This window comes from Lysobacter gummosus (assembly GCF_001442805.1).
GTDB lineage: Bacteria > Pseudomonadota > Gammaproteobacteria > Xanthomonadales > Xanthomonadaceae > Lysobacter > Lysobacter gummosus.
Genome location: NZ_CP011131.1, coordinates 5,153,653 through 5,171,763, shown reverse-complemented (window position 1 = coordinate 5,171,763; position 18,111 = coordinate 5,153,653). Strand labels below are relative to the sequence as shown.

Genomic DNA, 18,111 nt, shown 5'->3' with positions numbered 1-18,111 from the left:
GATGCAAGCGTTCCGTCCGAGCCGAAGCGGCTCAGACCCAGATGCCCTTGGTATCGACCAGGCGCAGGTGCGTGGGCGCGGCCTGCTCCCGGAACGGCTTGTGATCGACCAGCAGCAGGCCGATGTCGGCCTGCGCGCTGGCGGTGGGGAAGTCCACCAGGATCAGGTTCGGCGACTTGAGCTTCTCCGGCAGCGCATCGATGTGCGGCTCGACCGCGAGCACCTTGCCCGGGTGGCGCGCGGCCAGTTCGATGGCGATATCGAGCGCGGGGCTTTCGCGCAGGTCGTCGATGTCGGGCTTGAACGACAGGCCGAACACGGCGATGGTCAGGTCCTTGTCCTGCTTGCCGTCGGCCTTGGCATCGGCGATGGCGGCATCGACCTTGTCCATCACCCAGCGCGGCTTGCTGTTGTTGACCTCGCGCGCGGTGCGGATCAGCCGCGCCTCTTCCGGCGCGCTGTCGACGATGAACCACGGGTCCACCGCGATGCAGTGGCCGCCGACGCCGGGGCCGGGCTGCAGGATGTTGACGCGCGGATGGCGGTTGGCCAGCTGCACCAGATCCCACACGTTGATGCCGAGCTTGTCGCAGATGATCGACAGCTCGTTGGCGAAGGCGATGTTGACGTCGCGGAACGCGTTCTCGGTCAGCTTGCACATCTCGGCGGTGCGCGCGTTGGTGACGATGCACTCGCCGCGCACGAAGCTCTTGTACAGCTCGCAGGCGCGCGCCGAGCAGCGCGGGGTCATGCCGCCGATGACGCGGTCGTTCTCGATCAGCTCGCGCATCACATGGCCCGGCAGCACGCGCTCGGGGCAGTGGGCGACGTTGACGTCGGCGTCTTCGCCGGCGTCCTGCGGAAAGCTCAGGTCCGAACGCGCTTCGGCCAGCCACTGCGCCAGCTGTTCGGTCGCGCCGACCGGCGAGGTGGATTCCAGCACTACCAGGTCGCCCTTGCGCAGCACCGGCGCCAGCGCCTTGGCCGCCGCTTCGATGTAGCGCAGGTCCGGCTCGTGGTCGTTCTTGAACGGCGTGGGCACCGCGATCAGATAGGCGTCGGCCGATTCGGGCTGGATCGAGGCGCGCAGGTATCCGCCCGAGACCGCCGCGCGTACCGCCACGTCGAGATCGGGCTCGACGATATGGATCTCGCCGCGGTTGATCGTATCGACGATATTCCGGTTCACGTCGATGCCGATGACCTGCTTGCGCACGGCGGCGAAAGCGGCGGCGGTGGGGAGGCCGATGTAACCCAGGCCGATGACCGAGACGGTGTCGAAACTCATAAAGACTCCAGTGATCCTCCGTGCGGGGAGGGTGTTGCGCTCAAGGGTGTGGGGTGAACGCGCTACGCCCGCACCCAAGGGCGCGGGCGTGGCGGCGACGCGAAAACTCAGGCGGCGAGCAGCGAGTCTTCGCGGTTGAAACTGGCCAGGGCTTCGACGATGCGCTGACAGGCCAAGCCGTCGCCGTAAGGGTTGTGGGCGAAACTCATCGCCTCGTACGCCGCGCGGTTGGTGAGCAGCTCGCTGATGCCGTCGGCGATCAACTGGCGATCGGTGCCGACCAGCTTCACCGTGCCGGCGGCGACCGCTTCGGGCCGCTCGGTGGTGTCGCGCATCACCAGCACCGGCTTGCCCAGCGACGGCGCTTCTTCCTGGATGCCGCCCGAATCGGTGAGGATGATGTAGGCCTTGTTCATCAGGTAGACGAAGGGCAGGTAATCCAGCGGCTCGATCAGATGGACGTTGGTGATGCCGGTGAGCAGGCGGTTGACCGGCTCGCGCACCTGCGGGTTGAGGTGCATCGGATAGACGATATCGACATCCGGATGGCGCAGCGCGGCGTCGCGCAAGGCGTGGCAGATGCGCTCGAAGCCGCCGCCGAAGCTTTCGCGGCGATGACCGGTGACCAGCACGATGCGCCGCTGCGGATCGAGGAAGCTGAATTGCGAGGCGACTTCGTTGCGCAGCGCCGGCGTGCGGTCGATGCGCACCAGCACTTCCTTGAGCGCGTCGATCACGGTGTTGCCGGTGACGGCGATGCGTTCGGTCGGAATGCCTTCGTCGAGCAGGTTCTGGCTCGACAGCGTGGTCGGCGCGAAATGCATCGCCGCCAGCGCGCCGGTGAGCTTGCGGTTGGCCTCTTCCGGCCACGGCGAGTATAGGTTGCCGGTGCGCAGGCCGGCTTCGACGTGCGCCACCGGAATCTGCTGGTAGTACGCGGCCAGCGTGGTCGCCATGGTGGTGGAGGTATCGCCGTGCACCAGCACCACGTCGGGCTTGAGCTCGGACAGCACCTGCTTCATGCCGGTCAGGATCGCGGTGGTGACGTCGGTCAGGTCCTGCTTGGGCTTCATGATGTTGAGATCGAAGTCCGGCTGCAGGTCGAACAGGTTCAGCACCTGGTCCAGCATCTGCCGGTGCTGGCCGGTCACGCACACGCGCGCATCGAAGCGCGGGTCTTGCGCCAGCATCTTCGCCAGCGGCGCCATCTTGATCGCCTCCGGACGGGTGCCGAACACGCACAGGGTCTTGATCACGCGCGATGGCTGCGACATGGCGGCGTTGGCCGGCGTGGCCAGCGGATGCGGGGCGAATTCGCCCGCGAGGTTGTTGCGCGCATAGGCGGTAGCCGGCGCCGGCGTGGTCTTCAGCGGCACCGAGCCTTCCGGCGCGAACGCCAGTTCCGGCGTGTCCGATCCGCCCGACATGCCGCGCAGGCGCTTGAGCTTGTCGCCGTGGGCCAGCGCCAGCGAATAGACGGCCATGGCGAAGAAGAACGCGAGCAGGCCGACCGCGACCGGCAGCTCGCGCAGCGAGTAACCCACCGCGGTGAGCGCGCAGGCGATGCCGACGATGGTCATCAGCGCGGCCTTGGGCGAGCGCTGGTGGTCGAGCAGGATGTAGTGCAGATGCTGGCGGTCGGGCTTGAACGGCGACAGGCCCTTGCTGACCCGGCGGTACATGACGGTGAGCGTCTCGAACACCGGCAGGGCGATGCACCACAGCGCCTCGGCCGCATCGATGCGGGTCGCGCCGCGCTGGCTCAGGTAGATCAGGCTCCACGCGGTCAAATAGCCGATCAGCATGCTGCCGGCGTCGCCCATGAAGATCTTGCGCTCGTTCATCCCGCCCAGGTTGACGAACAGGTACGGAACCAGCGCGACGAACAACAGCAGCATCAAGGGCAGCGCGCCCTTGGACAGCACGCCGCCGTTGTCGAACAGGAAGATCGCGCCGATGCCGACCATCGCCATGCTGCCGGCGAGGCCGTCGATGCCGTCGAGCATGTTGAAGGCGTTGATCAGGCCGACCACCGCGATCACCGTGACCGGAACGCCGATCCAGCCCAGGCGGATCGCGCCGGTGCCGAACAGATTGCCCAGGTCGTTGAGGTATACGCCGCTGCCGGAAATCATCAGGCCGACCGCGATGGTCTGGATCAGCAGCCGCGCGCGCACGCTGAGGTCTTTCGCGTCGTCGATCGCGCCGGTGACCACGATCAGGCTGGAGGTGGCGATCAGGCAGACCGCGAAGCGATCGGCCAGGCCCAGGTAGAGGGCGCCGGCGAGCAGGCCGAGAAAGAAGCTGATCCCGCCGATGACGGGAATGTGGCCCTTATGTTGTTTGCGGGCGTTCGGCCGGTCGATCAGACCGAGCTGCCCGGCGACCGGGTACATCGCGTACATCGCGATGCTGGTGACCACGAACGTCAGGGCGCACGCGATGACGAACTGTTCTTTCATCATGACCGTTGTATCCAAGGAAAGTCTTCGGTAGACCCATCCGACGACCGCCCCCTTCGGTCAATCCTGTTTTCTTGCTTCGTGATTCTTGCGCGCCGTTGTTGCGGTGTATCGGCGGCGCGCGATCACGTTGAATCGATAGATCTGCTTCGGTGTCGATGCACGATTCGTTGTTCGCCCGCGCCGGCCTGGACGCGTTTGCGTCCGGGCCAGCAGCGGGCGGAATCGTGCCACTGTTCAGTTGCTAAATACTGTGCGCTAGTAGTTCGTTTGTTTGTGCTCGTTACGGAAGCGTGCTGCTCGTTCACATGCGACACATATAAGAATTTCTTACGTCAAAATGATCATTGCGGTACATCGCATGGCAATGGCGACGGGCAACCCGGTTGCTTATGAATCACCCTTTCTCACTGCGTTTTTCCGGCATTTCGCGGAATTTCGCATCCGCAAAAAATGAGCGAAAACAAAACGGCGGGCAGGACGCGCAATAGTTGCGATTGAAATCGTAATAATTTTTCGCGGCCTCACTTCTCCGGCGTCGCCCGGTATTCATAACCGTATGCGTAGTTGGTGTCGTGACGGCGTTCGACGGCGTTGAATACCGCGCCCTTGAGATCGATGCCGTTCTGTTCGAAACGCTGAATCGCCATCGACAGCTCCTTGGGCGGATTCAGGCCGAAGCGCACCACCATGATGCTGGTGGCGGCATGGCGGCCGATGATCGCCGCATCGGTGACCGCGAGGATCGGCGGCGTATCGATGATGACCAGGTCGTACTGCTGCGAGGCCATCTTCAACAGCACGCCCAGGTTCGGGCGCATCAGCAGTTCGGACGGATTGGGCGGCGCTTCGCCGCGCGGAATGAAGTCCAGGCCGGGGATGGCGGTGGTGCGGGTGGCGGTCTTCACGTCGATGCGGCCGATCAGCAGATCCGACAGGCCGTCGTGCGGGTCCTGGCCCAGCACCTTGTGCAGCGTGCTGCGGCGCAGGTCGCCGTCGATCAGCAGCACGCGCTGTCCGCCCTGCGCGATCACCGCGGCCAGGTTGGTGGACACGAAGGTCTTGCCGGCGCCCGGGCTGGCGCCGCAAACCATCAGGATGTTGTTGTTCGCTTCCATGCGGGCGAAGTGCAGCGCGGTGCGCAGACTGCGCATGGCCTCGATCGCCAGATCGTTGGGCGCGTCGAGCGCGAGCAGATGCGGCTTGTCCAGGCGGGTGCCGTTGCTCTGCAGCTTGCGGCCGAGCTTGTGATGGTCGCGCTGGAAGTCGCTCATCGGAATCGAGGCGTAGATCGGCAGGCCGAGCTGCTCGATCTCCTTCACGTCTTCGACGCCGCGGCTGAGCATCTGGCGCAGGAACACCCAGGCCACCGCCAGGAAACCGGCGACGAAGGTGCCGATCATCACGATCAGCAGGCGCTTGGGCTTGACCGGCTGGCTGATGTCCACCACCGACTTGTCGACGACGCGGGCGTTGCCGACCGTGCCGGCGCGGGCGATATCCAGCTGCTGCGCCTGATTGAGCAGGTTGGTGTAGGTGAGCGTGCTGACCTGCACTTCGCGGGTCAGGCCCAGCAGTTCCTGCTGGGTCTGCGGCAGCACGCTGATGCGGTCGTTGATCTGCTGCTTGCGCGATTCCAGTTCGCCCAGCTGCGACATCAAGGCTTTGTAGGCCGGATGTTGCGGCGTGAAGCGGCGGCTGACCTCGGCCTGCTGCATCTTCAACTGCGAGATGCTGGTATCCAGCGCCACGACCTGGTCGAGCAGCGACTGCGCATCCAGGGTGATATCGACCGTATGCGCCTGCTCCTGGTACTTGGCCAGGGCCTGCTCGGCCTTTTCCAGGTCGCGCCGGGTCTTGGGCAACTGCCCGTTGACGAACTTCAGGCTGTTGGCGGCTTCGGCGGAATTGCGTTCGACGTTCTGCTTGGTGTACTGGCGGGTGATCGCATCGAGCGTCTGCGCGGCCAGGTCCGGATCGCCGAGCTGGTAGCTCAGCTGCAGGATGCCGGAGTCCTTCGCTTTTTCCGTGGCGATCAGGTTGTTCTGCAGCGCGGTGATGATCGCCAGGCGCGAGAGCTGAGTGATCTCGAAGCGCATCCCCGGGTTGGCGGCCATGTCCTTGACTTGCAGGCTCACGCCGCCGCCGGTGGCGGTTTCGCCGACCTTGCCGCTGAGCAGCTGGGTGTCGTCTTCGTCGTACAGGCGGTAGCTGCCGGCCTCGCCGACGACCAGGGTCAGCGGCTTGGCGACCAGTTCGTCGGTGACGGTGAGCTGCGCCACGTGCAGGCTTTCGCCGCCCCAGCCGTAGCTGTTGAGGCCGAGCCACGGCGAAGCCACGTCGCCCGGGCGGGTCGGCTGATAGCGGCGCGCCATCAGTTCGCCGATCAGCACGAAGCGGACCGGCTCGATCTGCACATCCAGCTTGAGATCCTGCACCGCCTTGCCGACCACCGAGCGCGAGGTCAGCAGCGCGATCTCGGTCACCGCCTGCGGCGCCGAATCGGTCAGCGCCTGGGTGACCGCGGTCAGGCCGGGCAGGGTCGGGGCATTGGACTCCACCTGCACCATCGCATTGGCCTGGTACACCGGCGAGGCGATCAGCGCATAAGCGACGGCGAGCACGAAACCGATCGAGGTGACGCTGACGATCAGCCATTTGTGATCGAGCAACGTCCCCAGCAGCGCGGCCAGGTCTATCTCATCGTTGCTTCTGTCCTGGTACGGACCGGGCGTCGTGGGGGCTGCCGACATGGGGGAAAGAACCTGAAAAAAAGGGAACGGGCCGCATCACAGATAGGCCCTCCAGCTGCTCACCCCCGAGCTGATCAGCTGATAGGCCTGTTCGAACGCGCTGCGCGATTGCCGGTATGGATCCGGAATGCTGGTGTTGTCCAGCCATTTGCCTAGTAGATAGGTCTTGCCTCGCGCGTGTGGGGAAATCCGGAGCACGGCATCGATCTGCCATGGCTCCATCGTCAGTATCAGATCGGCCGCATCGATCATCGTGCGGTCGATCTGTCTCGCGACATGGGATTGCCCACTCAATCCATGTCCTTCCAGCACAGCCTGTGCTGTAGCGTCGATCGGATGACCCGCCAAGGCGCCAAGACCGGCGGATTCTACGGTGACATCCCGACCTTGCAACTCATGGCGCAGCAACATTTCCGCGGTCGGACTGCGGCAGATGTTGCCTACGCAAACCATCAAAACTCGTTTGAACACACGCTCGATGCCTCAGGTTTTAAGCGACCGCGCATCATGAGACGCACGAAGCGTGGCTCGAACGCAACGGCCGCGAATGTAAGAGCTGCACCTTACAGGGTCAACATGAATAGAGAACGCATCCCTCAAGCCGTGACGCGCATCACTCGTTGACACATTGCACATTGCGGGCACGGCTGGACATATTCGTTAAAGATATGTTGTTCAACACATGCGGTTACCTAACGTGAGCTGTATCCAGAACGCATTCGATGACAGAAAACGTGATGAGGTTCCATGTGTGTGAACAAGAATGCGTTCGCGCTGGCTATACTTTTTGCACGGGGGCAGCACCAGTAACGACGTAATCTACTGAGGATTCATGCGCCAACCGTATCTTGTTCGTCCGGCGTCAGCGGTCGGCACTCATCCTTATTCAGCGGCGCGCAATGGCGAAGTCGTGCCGTGTCCGCATGCGTCCGGCATCGTCCCGCACAGGCGCCCGGCCTCATCCGCGTTCGCGATTTAGAGACGACACCATGAGCAAGTTTTCGCGCGCGCTGGCCGTCGCCGCCATCGTCGGACTCCCGGGCTGCATGTTGGCGCCGGGCCAATACATTTCGCCGAGTCAGTTCGTGCGCAGCGGCGTCGCCGACGACGGCCATATCAAGATGGTCTCGATCACCCCGGAATTTCTGTCTACCGAACATCGCAGCCAGATCGCGTTGCCGGCCGAACTGATGGCGTATCAGCCCGACTCCTACCGCATCGGCCGTGGCGACACGCTGTACATCACCATCTGGGATCACCCGGAGCTGACCTCGCCGGCCGGCACCCAGCAGCAGGCGGCCGCGAACGGGCGCATGGTGCGGCCGGACGGCACGCTGTTCTATCCGTATGTCGGCGTGGTGCGCGCGGAAGGCCTGACCATCGAAGAGCTGCGCACGCTGCTCACCGACAAGATTTCGCGCTTCGTCGAAAGCCCGCAGGTCGATCTGAGCATCATCGATTACGGCAGCCAGCGCGTGACCTTGCAGGGCGCGTTCGTCAAGACCGACCGCCAGTCGATCACCGCCACGCCCTTGACCCTGGCGCAGGCGATCGGCGCGGCGACGGTGGACCCGATCCGCGCGGACCTGTCCGGATTCGTGCTGACCCGCGGCGACAAGCAGTACCACCTGGATCTGGACGGGCTCAATCGCGGCGAGTCGGTGGCGAAGGATATTTACCTGAAGGCCGGCGATCATCTGTACATGCCGTACAACGATCGCAAGGAAGTCTATGTGGTCGGCGAAGTCATGCGCCCGCAGGCGCTGACCTTCAAGACCACCGACATGACCCTGACCCAGGCGCTGGGCCGCGCCGGCGGGCTCAATCCGCTGACCGCCAAGGGCGAAGCGGTCTACGTGATCCGCGGCGTGGAAGACATGCGCAAGGAACCGGCGATGATCTATCACCTCAACGCCAAGTCGCCGGCGTCCTACGCGCTGGCCAGCCAGTTCCCGGTACGCGCGGGCGATGTGGTGTTCGTGGGACCGGCCGGCGTGACCCGCTGGAATCGCTTCGTCAATCAGCTGCTGCCGTTCTCCAACATCATCAACAACGCGGCCAATACCGACAATCTGCTCGACAAGTGATGTCGCGGCGCGGGCGTCGCGGCGCAGCGGCGCTTGCGCGCTCGCGGCGTCGCTGGCTCACGCGGCCGGCGTCGCCGCGGGCAATGTACGCGGCGGCTTGAGCGCGAAAACGATCAGCGCGCCGCCGCACCAAGCCCCGCTCGCGGGAGAGGGGTTGGGGTGAGGGCCCGCCACCCTCAACGCGCCAGCCACCCTCCATCCACCGGCAACACCGCGCCGTTGACGTAATCCGACGCGCGGCTGGCAAGAAACACCGCCGCCCCGCCCAGGTCCGAAGGCTCGCCCCAGCGCCCGGCCGGAATGCGCGCCAGGATGTCGCGGTTGCGCGTTTCGTCCGCGCGCAGTTGCGCGGTGTTGTCCGTGCTCATGTAGCCCGGCGCGATCGCGTTGACGTTCACGCCCTTGCCGGCCCATTCGTTGGCCAGCAAACGGGTGATGCCGGCCAGGCCGGATTTGCTCGCGGTGTAGGACGGCACCCGGATGCCGCCCTGGAACGACAGCATCGAAGCGATGTTGACGATCTTGCCGCGCCCCTGCGCGAGCATGCGCCGGCCCGCGGCCTGGGCCAGGAAGAACGCGCTCTTGAGGTTGACGTTCATCACCGCGTCCCAATCCTCCTCGCTGAAGTCGATCGCGTCCGCGCGCCGGATCAGGCCGGCGTTGTTGACCAGGATGTCGATCGCGCCCAAGGCCTCGACCGTGCCGCCGACGATGCGCTCGATCGGCTCCAGGCTCGACAGGTCGGCCTGGATCGCATGCGCGCGCCGGCCCAGGCCGCGCACATGCTGCACGGTGTCGTGCGAAGCACCGCTGGCGAGGCAGGCGACGTCCGCGCCCGCTCGCGCCAGCGCCAGCGCGATGCCCTGGCCCAGGCCGCGATTGGCGCCGGTAACCAGCGCGACTTTGCCGCTCAGGCTGAAAGGATCGTCGTGGTTCACGCGCGCCTCCTCACTTGAGCTGGCAGATGTCGATCTGCTGCATGTCGGTGTAGTCGAGGTTCTCGCCGCCCATCGCCCAGATGAAGCAATAGTTCTTCGTGCCCGAGCCCATGTGGATCGACCACGGCGGCGACACCACGGCCTCGTCGTTGCGGATCACCAGGTGGCGCATGTCGGCCGGCTCGCCCATGAAATGCATGACCTGCTGATCGCCCAGGTCGAAGTAGAAATACACCTCCGAACGGCGGTCGTGCAGATGCGGCGGCATGGTGTTCCACACGCTGCCGGGCTTGAGCACGGTCAGGCCCAGCAGCAGCTGGCACGAGCGGCAGGTGGCCGGCACGATGTACTGGTAGATCGTGCGTTCGTTGGAGGTCTCCAGCGCGCCGCGCAGCAGCGGCACGGCCTGATCGATGGAGATGTGCACGGCCTCGTAGCGCGCATGCGCCGGGGTCGAGGCCAGATAGAACTTCGCCGGTTGCGCGGCGTCGTCGGAGGCGAACACGACCTCGGTGCTGCCCATCGGTACATACAAGCCGTCCTTGGGTTGCAGCGAATAGCTCTGGCCATCGACCACCACCGTGCCGGCGCCGGCGCCGACATTGACGATGCCCAACTCGCGCCGCTCCAGGAACGGCTTGCCCGCGGCCGAGGCCGGTTCGGTTTGCGCGGGAAGACTGATCGGTGCGGCGGTCGGCGCGGCGCCGCCGATGACGAAGCGTTCGTTGTGCGAGTAGTTCAGGCGCACTTCGCCGTCGGCGAACAGATCCGCGATCAGGTAGCGATCGCGCAATTGCTGGTTGCTGGCGCCGGCCATCATGTCCGGATGGGTCGCGTGATAGGTCTTTTGGAACATCGAGGAACTCCCGAGGTGGCGCTCGCACATGACGTGGGCGAGGGGTTTCGGGCGATTCTAGTCCCGAAAGGTAACCGGTGTCATTAGGGCGGACAGCGCCATCGCAGGACGGTCAGAAGACGGGGATTCGGCGGCTGAGCAACGCAAGAACGCGGCGGCCGCGCAGAGCCGTCGCGCCCCGGGGATCGAGGCGCGCGCTGGCTCAAATAGCGACTTCAGCGAGGCGTCAGTACGCCGGCGGCTGACAGGAATCGCGCACGACCAGATGCGGGCGCACGCTGGCCGAGGCCACCGAAGCGGCGCCGGGTTCGGACTGCAGCAGCATCGACGCGGCGATCCGGCCCATGTCGCGCACCGGCAGCCGCACTGAACTCAACGCCGGCCACAAGCGCGACGCCAGCGGGCTGTCGTCGAAACCGACCACCGACAACTGCTGCGGAATGCTGATGCCGGCGCGCAGCGCGACCTTGTACACGCCCGCGGCCATTTCGTCGTTGCCGGCGAAGATCGCGCTGGGCCGCTGGTTGCCCGAGAGCAGCCGTTCCGCCGCGGCCACGCCTGATTCGAAGGTGTAGCCGGCTTCGACGATGCGCGCGGCCGGCAGTTCGATCCCGCGCTTGCTCAACGCCTCGACGAAACCGGCGGTGCGTTCATGCGCCGAACGATAGCTGGACGGGCCGGTGATCAGGGCGATATCGCGATGGCCCAGCGATTGCAGGTAATCGGCCGCTTCCGCGGCGCCGTCGCGGTCGTGGGTGATGACCATGCGCGAGGCTTCGTCCAGCGACACCGAGGCGATGCGCGAATAGCGGCAGCCGATGTCGGCGAGCATGTCGGCCAGCGCCTGGTCTTCCGACACGCGCGGCACCAGCATCACCCCGTGCAGCTTCTGCTGCTGGACGAAGCGGTGCACGCCGTCGATATAGCCCGGGTTGCGGCTGTCGCAGGGGTGCACGACCAGCTCGAAACCCGAGTCGCGGATCGCGTCGAGCGCGCCGTACTGCATGTTGACGATGTACTGCGCGGTCGGGTTGTCGTAGACCATGCCGATCAGGAACGAACGCCGGAACGCCAGCCCGCGCGCGAACGGATCGGGCGTGTAGTTGAACTGGCGCATCACCGCTTCGACCCGCTCGCGGGTTTCCTGGTGCACCAGCGGCGAATGGTTGATGACCCGCGATACCGTCTTCTTGGACACTTCGGCCAGGCGCGCGATGTCGTTGATCGTCTTCGCCTTGTCCGGCGCCTGGCGCACCGGCGCCGCAGCCTTGGCCAGAGCCGGCGCCGGATGTTCAGTTTTCTTGCGCGGCATGGGCAGGCAGGCCAGAAGAGCGTTGCGGTGATTCTAGCCCGCCGGCTCGGCCACTTGCGCGGTCGTGGCCGCGCAAGCCGCGCCGGGCGCCGGATCGCGAACGAACCGGCGCCGGCGCCGCCGTCAGTGCTTGAGCAGCGACGGCAGCCACAGCGACAGTTGTGGAACGAACGTCACCACCAGCAGCACGCCCAGGGCCGACAGCCAGAACGGCCAGATCGTGCGCAGCGCCTCGCCGATGCTGATCTTGCCGATCGCGGTGCCGACGAACAGCACCGAGCCCAGCGGCGGCGAGATCAGGCTGATGCCGCCCTTCAGGATCAGGATGATGCCGAAATGCACCGGGTCCACGCCGATGGCCTTGGCCAGCGGCAGGAAGATCGGTGTGCAGATGATGATCATCGGCGCCAGATCCATGAACGTGCCCAGCACCAGCAGGATCAGGATCATCAGCAGCAACAGCAGGTTCTTGTCGGTGGTGATGCTGGTCAGCGCGTCCACCGCCGCGGTCGGCACCTGCAGATAGGCCAGCAGCCAGCCGAACGAGGCGGCCGAGGCGATCACGAACAAGATCATGCCGGTGGTGCGCGCCGCGCCGGTCACGGTTTCGAGGAAATCGCGCCAGCGCAGGTTGCGATAGACCAGCGCAGTGACCAGCAGCGCGTACACCACCGCGATCGCCGCGCTCTCCACCGCGGTGAAGATGCCGGCGCGGATGCCGATAAAGATCAGCGCCACCAGCATCAATCCGGGCAACGCGGCGACGAAGCGGCGCGCGACGATGCCCAGGCCCGGGAACGGCTCGACCACGTAACCGCGGCGGCGGGCGATGATCCAGGTCGTGGTCATCAGCGTGACCGTCATCAGCAGCGCCGGCACGATGCCGGCGGCGAACAGGTCGGAGATCGAAATGCTGCCGCCGGCTGAGGCCGAGTACAGGATCAGATTGTGCGAAGGCGGTACCAGCAGAGCGACCATGGCCGCGGTCATGGTGACGTTGACGGCGAAATCGCGGTCGAAGCCGCGCTTGACCATCTGCGGGATCATCGCCCCGCCGATGGCCGACACATCGGCGATGGCCGAGCCGGACACGCCGCCGAAGAACAGCGACGACAGCACGCTGACCTGGCCCAGGCCGCCGCGCAGATGCCCGACCAGCGATGAGGCCAGACCGATCAAGCGCTCGGAAATGCCGCCGCGCAGCATGATTTCGCCGGCGAAAATAAACAGCGGGATCGCGATCAGCGAAGCCGAGCCGGCGCCGGCGGCGATCTGCTGCACCACCACGATCGGCGGCAGGCCGATCCACAGCAAGGTCGCCAGCGCCGCCGAGCTGAGCGAGTAGGCCACCGGTACGCCGATCATCAGCAAGATCGCGAACACGCCGAACAGAATCGCGACTTCCATCATTCGCTCCGCATCGTCGAGGGGGCGGGCGCGAGCACCGCGGCCAGCCGTTTGAGCGCGAACAAGGCCATCAGCGCGCCGCCCATCGCCATCGGCGCGTACACCGCGCTTTGCGGCAGCGGCGCGCCGGCCATGGGGATGTCGATTCCGTCCAGCAGCAGTTCGCCGCCCCACCACGCCAGCGCCGCGCCGATCAGCGCGATCACGCTGTTGGACAGCGCCAGCATCGCCCGCCGCAGCAACGGCGGCGCGCAGTGCACCAGCACGAAGAAGCCGAAGTGCGCGCCGTGATGCACGCCGGCCGCGGCGCCGAAGCTCATCGCGGTATTGAGCAGGATCAACGCGACCGGCTCGGTCCAGCCCGGCGAATCGTTGAGAACGTAACGCGCGAACACCTGCAGCGCCTGCACCGCGACCATGCCGACCAGGGCCGTCCCGGCGATGGCGACCGCGCCGGTGGCGACGTGGTCCAGCAGGCCGAGGGCCGCCGGCGAGGCGGCGCGCTCATGCGTATCGAGAGTCTCTTCCACGATCGATGCCTCAAGCCAGGGAGCGGACATCGCGGTACAGCGCTTCCAGCGCCGGCACGCGGTGGTAGTCGGACAGCAGCGGCGCGACCGCGGCGCGGAACGCGGGCAGGTCGCATTCGTTCATGCGCACGCCGGCGGCGACCAGGGCCGCGCGTGCGCTGGTTTCCGATTCGTCCCAGCGCTGACGCATCACGGTCACCGACCTGCGCGCCAGGTCGAGCAGCAACTCGCGGTCGCCTGCGCGCAGGGAATCGAAACTGCGCCTGGACATCAGCAGCACGTCCGGCGCATAGGAGTGCGCGCTTTGCGACCAGTAATGCGCGGCCTCGAACTGGCGGCTGGAGTGGAAGCTGCGCAGATTGTTCTCGGCGCCGTCGATCAGATGCGTCTGCAGCGCGGAAAACACTTCGCCGTAGGCCAGCGGTGTGGGATTGCCGCCGAGCAGGCGGATCATGCGCATGAAGATGTCCGAGGACGGCACGCGGAACTTCAATCCGTGCATGTCGGCCGGGGTGCGGATCGGCTTGCGCGTGTTGTAGAAACAGCGCGCGCCGCAGTCGTAGATCGCCAGTCCGACCAGTTCGCGCGAAGCGAAGCCGCGCAGCACCTGCGCGCCGACGCCGCCGTCCAGCGCGCGGCGCAGATGCGCCACCGAGTCGAACACGTACGGCAGCGACAGCACCTGGGTCAGTGGAAATGCGTTGTTGAGCGCGCCGCTGTAGACGCGGGTGATGTCGATGGCGCCGAAGCGCGCCATGTCGATGGCTTCCGACTCGCGCCCCAGTTGCCCGGAGTGATACATGCGCAAGCCCAGGCGGCCGCCGGTGGCCTGCTGCAATTGCTGGCCGATCCATTCGATCGCCGCGACCGTCGGATAGTCCTTGACGTGGACATCGGTGGCGGTGAGCAGGCGGCGTCCGTCCTCGGCCCACAGCGCCGACGGCGCCGCGGCGGCGATGCCGGCGGCGCCCAGGCCGCGGAGAAATTCGCGGCGTGTGCTCATGCGATCGCCCCCGCGATGCCGCGGGCCGGCACCGTTTCGCAATGCAGACTGCCCCAACGGCCGAAGGAAATACGCGAACGCTGTCCAGCAAGGATGTCGTGGATGCCGGTCGCCGCGCCCGTGGTCACGTACATGCCGGCCTTGAGCGGATGGCCGCGCCGCGCGCAGCGCGTCAGCGCGAACGCCAGCGCCGCGAGCAGACCGCCGGGAATCGAGGCCGCGCCGCCGCGGCCGACGCTGCGTTCGTCGATGAAGGTCTCGCAGGTCAGCTCGTGGTCGGCCAGCGACTGCCAGGCGGCGATGCGCGGGCCGACGATCAGGCCGGCGTTGTTGCCGAAGTCCGACACCACCACCGGCGGGCCCAGCGCGTTGATCATCGGCATCGGGCTGCCGGCCAGTTCGATGCCGATCGACAACGCGGACACCAGCGCGGCGGCCTGGGCGTGGCTGAAATCCAGTTGCCCGGGCGGGGCGTCGTGGCCCAGCTCGAACACGAATTCGGCCTCGACCGCGGCGAAGCCGCGCTCGATCACCGCGAACCGGCCGGCCTGTCCGTCGGCGACGTGCTGCACCGCCTCGGCGAAGATCGGCCCGACCAGACGGTCTTCGCCCAGGCGCTGTTCCCAACTTTCCGGAATGCGCCCGACTTTCCAGCCGGCCACCTCGCTGCCCCACTGCGCGATCGCCCGGTCCTGGGCGCGATAGCCCTCGTCCAGGCTGCGCGGCAACGGGCCGGGATAGACCGGCAAGGCTTCGGCCGTCCGCCGCGCCAGGACCAGGCGCGCCGCTACGGCGGCCGGGTCGAAAGAGTCGTCGAACGGGTGTTTATCCATGCCGGGGCGGTCCTTCGGAACGCGATTTCTGATGGAACAAGTTGTATAGGAAACCGGTGTCATTGACAATAAACCGAGCAGGAGGAATTCCGCCGGCCCACGAACTTGTTCGAGGCGATGGCCTTAAGTAATTGATATTTAGGCAGTTTAATCGACCCGGTCGCGACGCCTCCGCGCCAAGCCGCACCGGCCAACTTGACCCCAGCCCGCTCCCAGCCCCAAGCCCCACCTGATACCGTGTCCCCGGGACATGACACCGAGAGTCACGCATCCCCGCCCAGCCCGCGCCGCAACGGCGCGCGACACTAACCCATTCCGAGAAAACCGCATGGCAGAACGAATCCTGTGTTTCGGCGAATTGCTGATCAGGCTGGCCGCGCCCGGCCGCGAGCGTCTGCTGCAATCGCCGCGGCTGGAGGTGTGCATCGGCGGGGCGGAAGCCAACGTCGCGGTGTCGCTGGCCGGTTTCGGCCATGAGGCGGCGATGCTCAGCGTGGTCGCCGATAACGCGCTCGGCCACGCGGCCATCGGCGAATTGCGCCGGCACGGCGTCGATACCCGTCTGGTCGATGTGGCGCCGGGCCGCATGGGCTTGTATTTCCTCGAAACCGGCGCGGTGCAGCGCCCGAGCAGCGTGCTCTACGACCGCGCCGATTCGGCGTTCGCGCGCGCCGGCGCCGACCGCTACGACTGGTCGAAGGCGTTGGCCGGCGCGAGCTGGCTGCATCTGTCCGGCGTGACGCCGGCGCTGGGCGTGGCCGGCGCGCAAGCCGCGCTGGCCGCTGCAACGGCGGCGCGCGCGTCCGGCGTGCGCGTGTGCTTCGACGGAAATTTCCGCGCCAAGCTGTGGCAGCAATGGGGCGGCGATCCGGGTTCGATCCTGCGCGAGTTGATGGCGCAGACGGATCTGATCTTCGCCGATCACCGCGACATCGCCGTGGCGCTGGGCGGCGAGATCTTTGCTGAGCCGTTCCACGCCAGCCTGAGTCAGGCCGCGACGCGCGCGTTTGACGCCTTCCCGCATCTGCAGCGGCTGGTGTGCACCCAGCGCGAACAGCGCGATGTCGATCATCACGTCCTGTCGGCGTGGTCGTTCCATCGCGACGGAACACGAGGCCACGCCGCGCCGCGCGAGTTGGCCGGCATCGTCGATCGCATCGGCGCGGGCGATGCGTTCGCGGCCGGATTCCTGCACGGCCTGTGCAGCGGCATGGACGATGCGCGCAGTCTCGATTTCGCCCTGGCCGCGGCCTGCCTGAAGCATTCGATACCCGGCGATTTCAATCCGGTGTCGGTCGAAGAGGTCGAGGCGTTGCTCGGCGGCGGCGGGTTTCACGTGCGCCGGTAAACATCGACGCCTAGTCCGCCGCCGGCGATTCGCAATGCCGCTTCAACGCGACCAAGGCGATTTCCCAGTAATAATTGATGTGCCCGTACACCGCGTAGCTGGTCAGATTGCTCAGCCTCAGCCGCAGATCCGTGCCCGCATCCGACGGCTGCAGTTCGAGGCGGATAACGACGTGATTGTGCGCAAGATCGGGCAAGACCCGGCGCGATAGCGAGCTCCAGTGGCTGTACTGAAGAACGCGTTCGGGTTCGAAGGCTTCGACTCTGCCGCTGTTCTGGAAGCGCAGCCGTCCATGCAGGATGCCGCGAATCAGGATCGGCGCGCCGACGATCCAGTCGGTGATCAACTCCAGCGGTTCGTCCGACATCCATGCCACCGCTTCGCTCGGGACGGTCAGCGCGCGCCAGACCTTCGACGGCGACGCGTCGATCCGGATGTGCTTGGTCACCTGATCGGGATACTGGCCTTGCGGGTCGAAGTCCATCGCGGGGCAGGCGGCTGAGGCCTTGAATGGCCGGATCGATATCCTGCCTCAACGCGCGGCGCGCGGCGCCGCCAATTCGTGTCGATTTGTAGTTCGTCCCGCAGCCGCGTCGCCGCCTCAGCGGTGGAGTTTCATCAAACGTCCGCTCAGCGCGGTGCGGCCTTCGACCGAGAAACGGCTTTCGGTGGACGTGAATCCCTTCGCCAGCATCGCGCCGGTCCAGGCGCCGCAGTTGCCGCGGCCTGGATCGGCGATAAGGATTTCCGCGTCGGTGCCTGCATAGAGCTGGATGACGTTGGACAGCAAGGTCGCGTGATTGCGCTCGTACAGAACGTCGCTGCCGACGATGAGGTCGAACTTGCCCAGCGTGAGGTCGATGTCGTCGCGCCAATCCAGATGGCAATAGGCGACCTCGCTCACGTGATTGAGGCCGCAGTTGTGATGCAGAAAGCGTTCGGCCAGCGGGTGCTGATCGGTGGCGGTGACGTCGGCGCCGCCGCGCCGCAGCACCAGGCTGCTCAACGCCAGGCCGCAACCGATTTCCAGAATGCGCAGGCCGCGCACGTCGCGCTTGGCGATTTCCTGCGCCAGGTGCACTCCGGCCGGCCACAACTGGCCGAAGATGCTCCACATCGCGGGCGGAACGCCGGCGCGTTCGGCTTCTTCGTCGGGATCGAAAAACTGTTGCCGATCCTTGAGTGCGCGGATGCGATAGTCGAACTCACCGATCCGAAGATCGATGACACGGGTGTGATATCGCAAAGAGCCTCGGGTGACGTGAGCCGTCGTGCAGGCAGCGACGCTGTTGCA

Annotated in this window: 15 protein-coding genes; 2 read left to right on the top strand and 13 right to left on the bottom strand. The window is 66.1% G+C overall.

Annotated features, from left to right (window positions below):
- Window positions 1-31: 31 nt before the first annotated feature.
- The 4 genes from wecC to LG3211_RS21020 all read right to left on the bottom strand — a co-directional run bounded on the left by wecC (window position 32) and on the right by LG3211_RS21020 (window position 6,914).
- On the bottom strand, window positions 32-1,288 hold the full coding sequence (gene wecC, locus LG3211_RS21035) for a UDP-N-acetyl-D-mannosamine dehydrogenase (protein WP_057944530.1): 1,257 nt from the start codon (window positions 1,286-1,288) through the stop codon (window positions 32-34).
- A 107-nt stretch (window positions 1,289-1,395) separates the two neighbouring features.
- Window positions 1,396-3,753: a non-hydrolyzing UDP-N-acetylglucosamine 2-epimerase gene (wecB, locus tag LG3211_RS27305; RefSeq protein WP_083512721.1), complete on the bottom strand. Its 2,358-nt coding sequence runs from the start codon at window positions 3,751-3,753 to the stop codon at window positions 1,396-1,398.
- 521 nt (window positions 3,754-4,274) lie between these two features.
- Complete coding sequence (locus LG3211_RS21025; protein WP_057944529.1) at window positions 4,275-6,503, bottom strand: polysaccharide biosynthesis tyrosine autokinase; 2,229 nt, start codon at window positions 6,501-6,503, stop codon at window positions 4,275-4,277.
- Between the two features lie 36 nt (window positions 6,504-6,539).
- Window positions 6,540-6,914, bottom strand: a complete 375-nt coding sequence (locus LG3211_RS21020) for a low molecular weight protein-tyrosine-phosphatase (RefSeq protein ID WP_235113548.1) — start codon at window positions 6,912-6,914, stop codon at window positions 6,540-6,542.
- A 578-nt stretch (window positions 6,915-7,492) separates the two neighbouring features.
- On the opposite strand from LG3211_RS21020, the gene LG3211_RS21015 reads away from it, so the two are divergent.
- Complete coding sequence (locus LG3211_RS21015) at window positions 7,493-8,590, top strand: polysaccharide biosynthesis/export family protein (RefSeq protein WP_057944527.1); 1,098 nt, start codon at window positions 7,493-7,495, stop codon at window positions 8,588-8,590.
- 176 nt (window positions 8,591-8,766) lie between these two features.
- Here LG3211_RS21015 and kduD read toward each other — a convergent pair whose 3' ends face one another.
- The 7 genes from kduD to LG3211_RS20980 form a co-directional block, all read right to left on the bottom strand.
- Entirely contained in the window at window positions 8,767-9,528 is a 762-nt protein-coding gene (gene kduD / locus LG3211_RS21010) for a 2-dehydro-3-deoxy-D-gluconate 5-dehydrogenase KduD (RefSeq protein ID WP_057944526.1), read from the bottom strand.
- A gap of 10 nt (window positions 9,529-9,538) precedes the next feature.
- The gene (gene kduI, locus LG3211_RS21005; protein ID WP_057945657.1) at window positions 9,539-10,384 is read right to left on the bottom strand and encodes a 5-dehydro-4-deoxy-D-glucuronate isomerase; all 846 of its coding nucleotides are present in this window, start codon (window positions 10,382-10,384) and stop codon (window positions 9,539-9,541) included.
- Window positions 10,385-10,610: 226 nt separating this feature from the next.
- Entirely contained in the window at window positions 10,611-11,696 is a 1,086-nt protein-coding gene (locus LG3211_RS21000) for a LacI family DNA-binding transcriptional regulator (protein WP_083512720.1), read from the bottom strand.
- Window positions 11,697-11,819: 123 nt separating this feature from the next.
- Complete coding sequence (locus LG3211_RS20995; RefSeq protein ID WP_057944525.1) at window positions 11,820-13,103, bottom strand: TRAP transporter large permease; 1,284 nt, start codon at window positions 13,101-13,103, stop codon at window positions 11,820-11,822.
- Window positions 13,103-13,663, bottom strand: a complete 561-nt coding sequence (locus tag LG3211_RS20990) for a TRAP transporter small permease (RefSeq protein ID WP_083512719.1) — start codon at window positions 13,661-13,663, stop codon at window positions 13,103-13,105. The genes LG3211_RS20995 and LG3211_RS20990 overlap by 1 nt, the downstream gene beginning before the upstream one ends.
- Window positions 13,644-14,636, bottom strand: a complete 993-nt coding sequence (locus tag LG3211_RS20985; RefSeq protein WP_057944524.1) for a TRAP transporter substrate-binding protein — start codon at window positions 14,634-14,636, stop codon at window positions 13,644-13,646. Before LG3211_RS20985 ends, LG3211_RS20990 begins: the two co-directional genes overlap by 20 nt.
- Window positions 14,633-15,469, bottom strand: a complete 837-nt coding sequence (locus tag LG3211_RS20980; protein ID WP_057944523.1) for a 2-keto-4-pentenoate hydratase — start codon at window positions 15,467-15,469, stop codon at window positions 14,633-14,635. The genes LG3211_RS20985 and LG3211_RS20980 overlap by 4 nt, the downstream gene beginning before the upstream one ends.
- A gap of 328 nt (window positions 15,470-15,797) precedes the next feature.
- Between LG3211_RS20980 and LG3211_RS20975 the strand changes: the two genes are divergently transcribed.
- On the top strand, window positions 15,798-16,817 hold the full coding sequence (locus LG3211_RS20975) for a sugar kinase (RefSeq protein WP_057944522.1): 1,020 nt from the start codon (window positions 15,798-15,800) through the stop codon (window positions 16,815-16,817).
- Window positions 16,818-16,827: 10 nt separating this feature from the next.
- Here LG3211_RS20975 and LG3211_RS20970 read toward each other — a convergent pair whose 3' ends face one another.
- Both LG3211_RS20970 and LG3211_RS20965 read right to left on the bottom strand, forming a co-directional pair.
- On the bottom strand, window positions 16,828-17,301 hold the full coding sequence (locus LG3211_RS20970) for an SRPBCC family protein (protein ID WP_057944521.1): 474 nt from the start codon (window positions 17,299-17,301) through the stop codon (window positions 16,828-16,830).
- Between the two features lie 117 nt (window positions 17,302-17,418).
- Window positions 17,419-18,063 (bottom strand): class I SAM-dependent methyltransferase, encoded by a 645-nt coding sequence (locus LG3211_RS20965; protein ID WP_057944520.1) that lies wholly within the window; start codon window positions 18,061-18,063, stop codon window positions 17,419-17,421.
- Window positions 18,064-18,111 lie beyond the last annotated feature (48 nt).

Bases quoted from the DNA above. Each gene is read 5' to 3' on its own strand.
- LG3211_RS20975 (WP_057944522.1), top strand. From the start codon at position 15,798: ATGGCAGAACGAATCCTGTGTTTCGGCGAATTGCTGATCAGGCTGGCC.
- kduI (WP_057945657.1), bottom strand. From the start codon at position 10,384: ATGTTCCAAAAGACCTATCACGCGACCCATCCGGACATGATGGCCGGC.
- LG3211_RS21000 (WP_083512720.1), bottom strand. From the start codon at position 11,696: ATGCCGCGCAAGAAAACTGAACATCCGGCGCCGGCTCTGGCCAAGGCT.
- LG3211_RS21015 (WP_057944527.1), top strand. From the start codon at position 7,493: ATGAGCAAGTTTTCGCGCGCGCTGGCCGTCGCCGCCATCGTCGGACTC.
- wecC (WP_057944530.1), bottom strand. From the start codon at position 1,288: ATGAGTTTCGACACCGTCTCGGTCATCGGCCTGGGTTACATCGGCCTC.
- LG3211_RS20990 (WP_083512719.1), bottom strand. From the start codon at position 13,663: ATGTCCGCTCCCTGGCTTGAGGCATCGATCGTGGAAGAGACTCTCGAT.
- LG3211_RS21020 (WP_235113548.1), bottom strand. From the start codon at position 6,914: ATGTTGCTGCGCCATGAGTTGCAAGGTCGGGATGTCACCGTAGAATCC.
- LG3211_RS21025 (WP_057944529.1), bottom strand. From the start codon at position 6,503: ATGTCGGCAGCCCCCACGACGCCCGGTCCGTACCAGGACAGAAGCAAC.
- wecB (WP_083512721.1), bottom strand. From the start codon at position 3,753: ATGATGAAAGAACAGTTCGTCATCGCGTGCGCCCTGACGTTCGTGGTC.
- LG3211_RS20970 (WP_057944521.1), bottom strand. From the start codon at position 17,301: ATGGACTTCGACCCGCAAGGCCAGTATCCCGATCAGGTGACCAAGCAC.
- LG3211_RS20980 (WP_057944523.1), bottom strand. From the start codon at position 15,469: ATGGATAAACACCCGTTCGACGACTCTTTCGACCCGGCCGCCGTAGCG.
- LG3211_RS20995 (WP_057944525.1), bottom strand. From the start codon at position 13,103: ATGGAAGTCGCGATTCTGTTCGGCGTGTTCGCGATCTTGCTGATGATC.
- LG3211_RS20985 (WP_057944524.1), bottom strand. From the start codon at position 14,636: ATGAGCACACGCCGCGAATTTCTCCGCGGCCTGGGCGCCGCCGGCATC.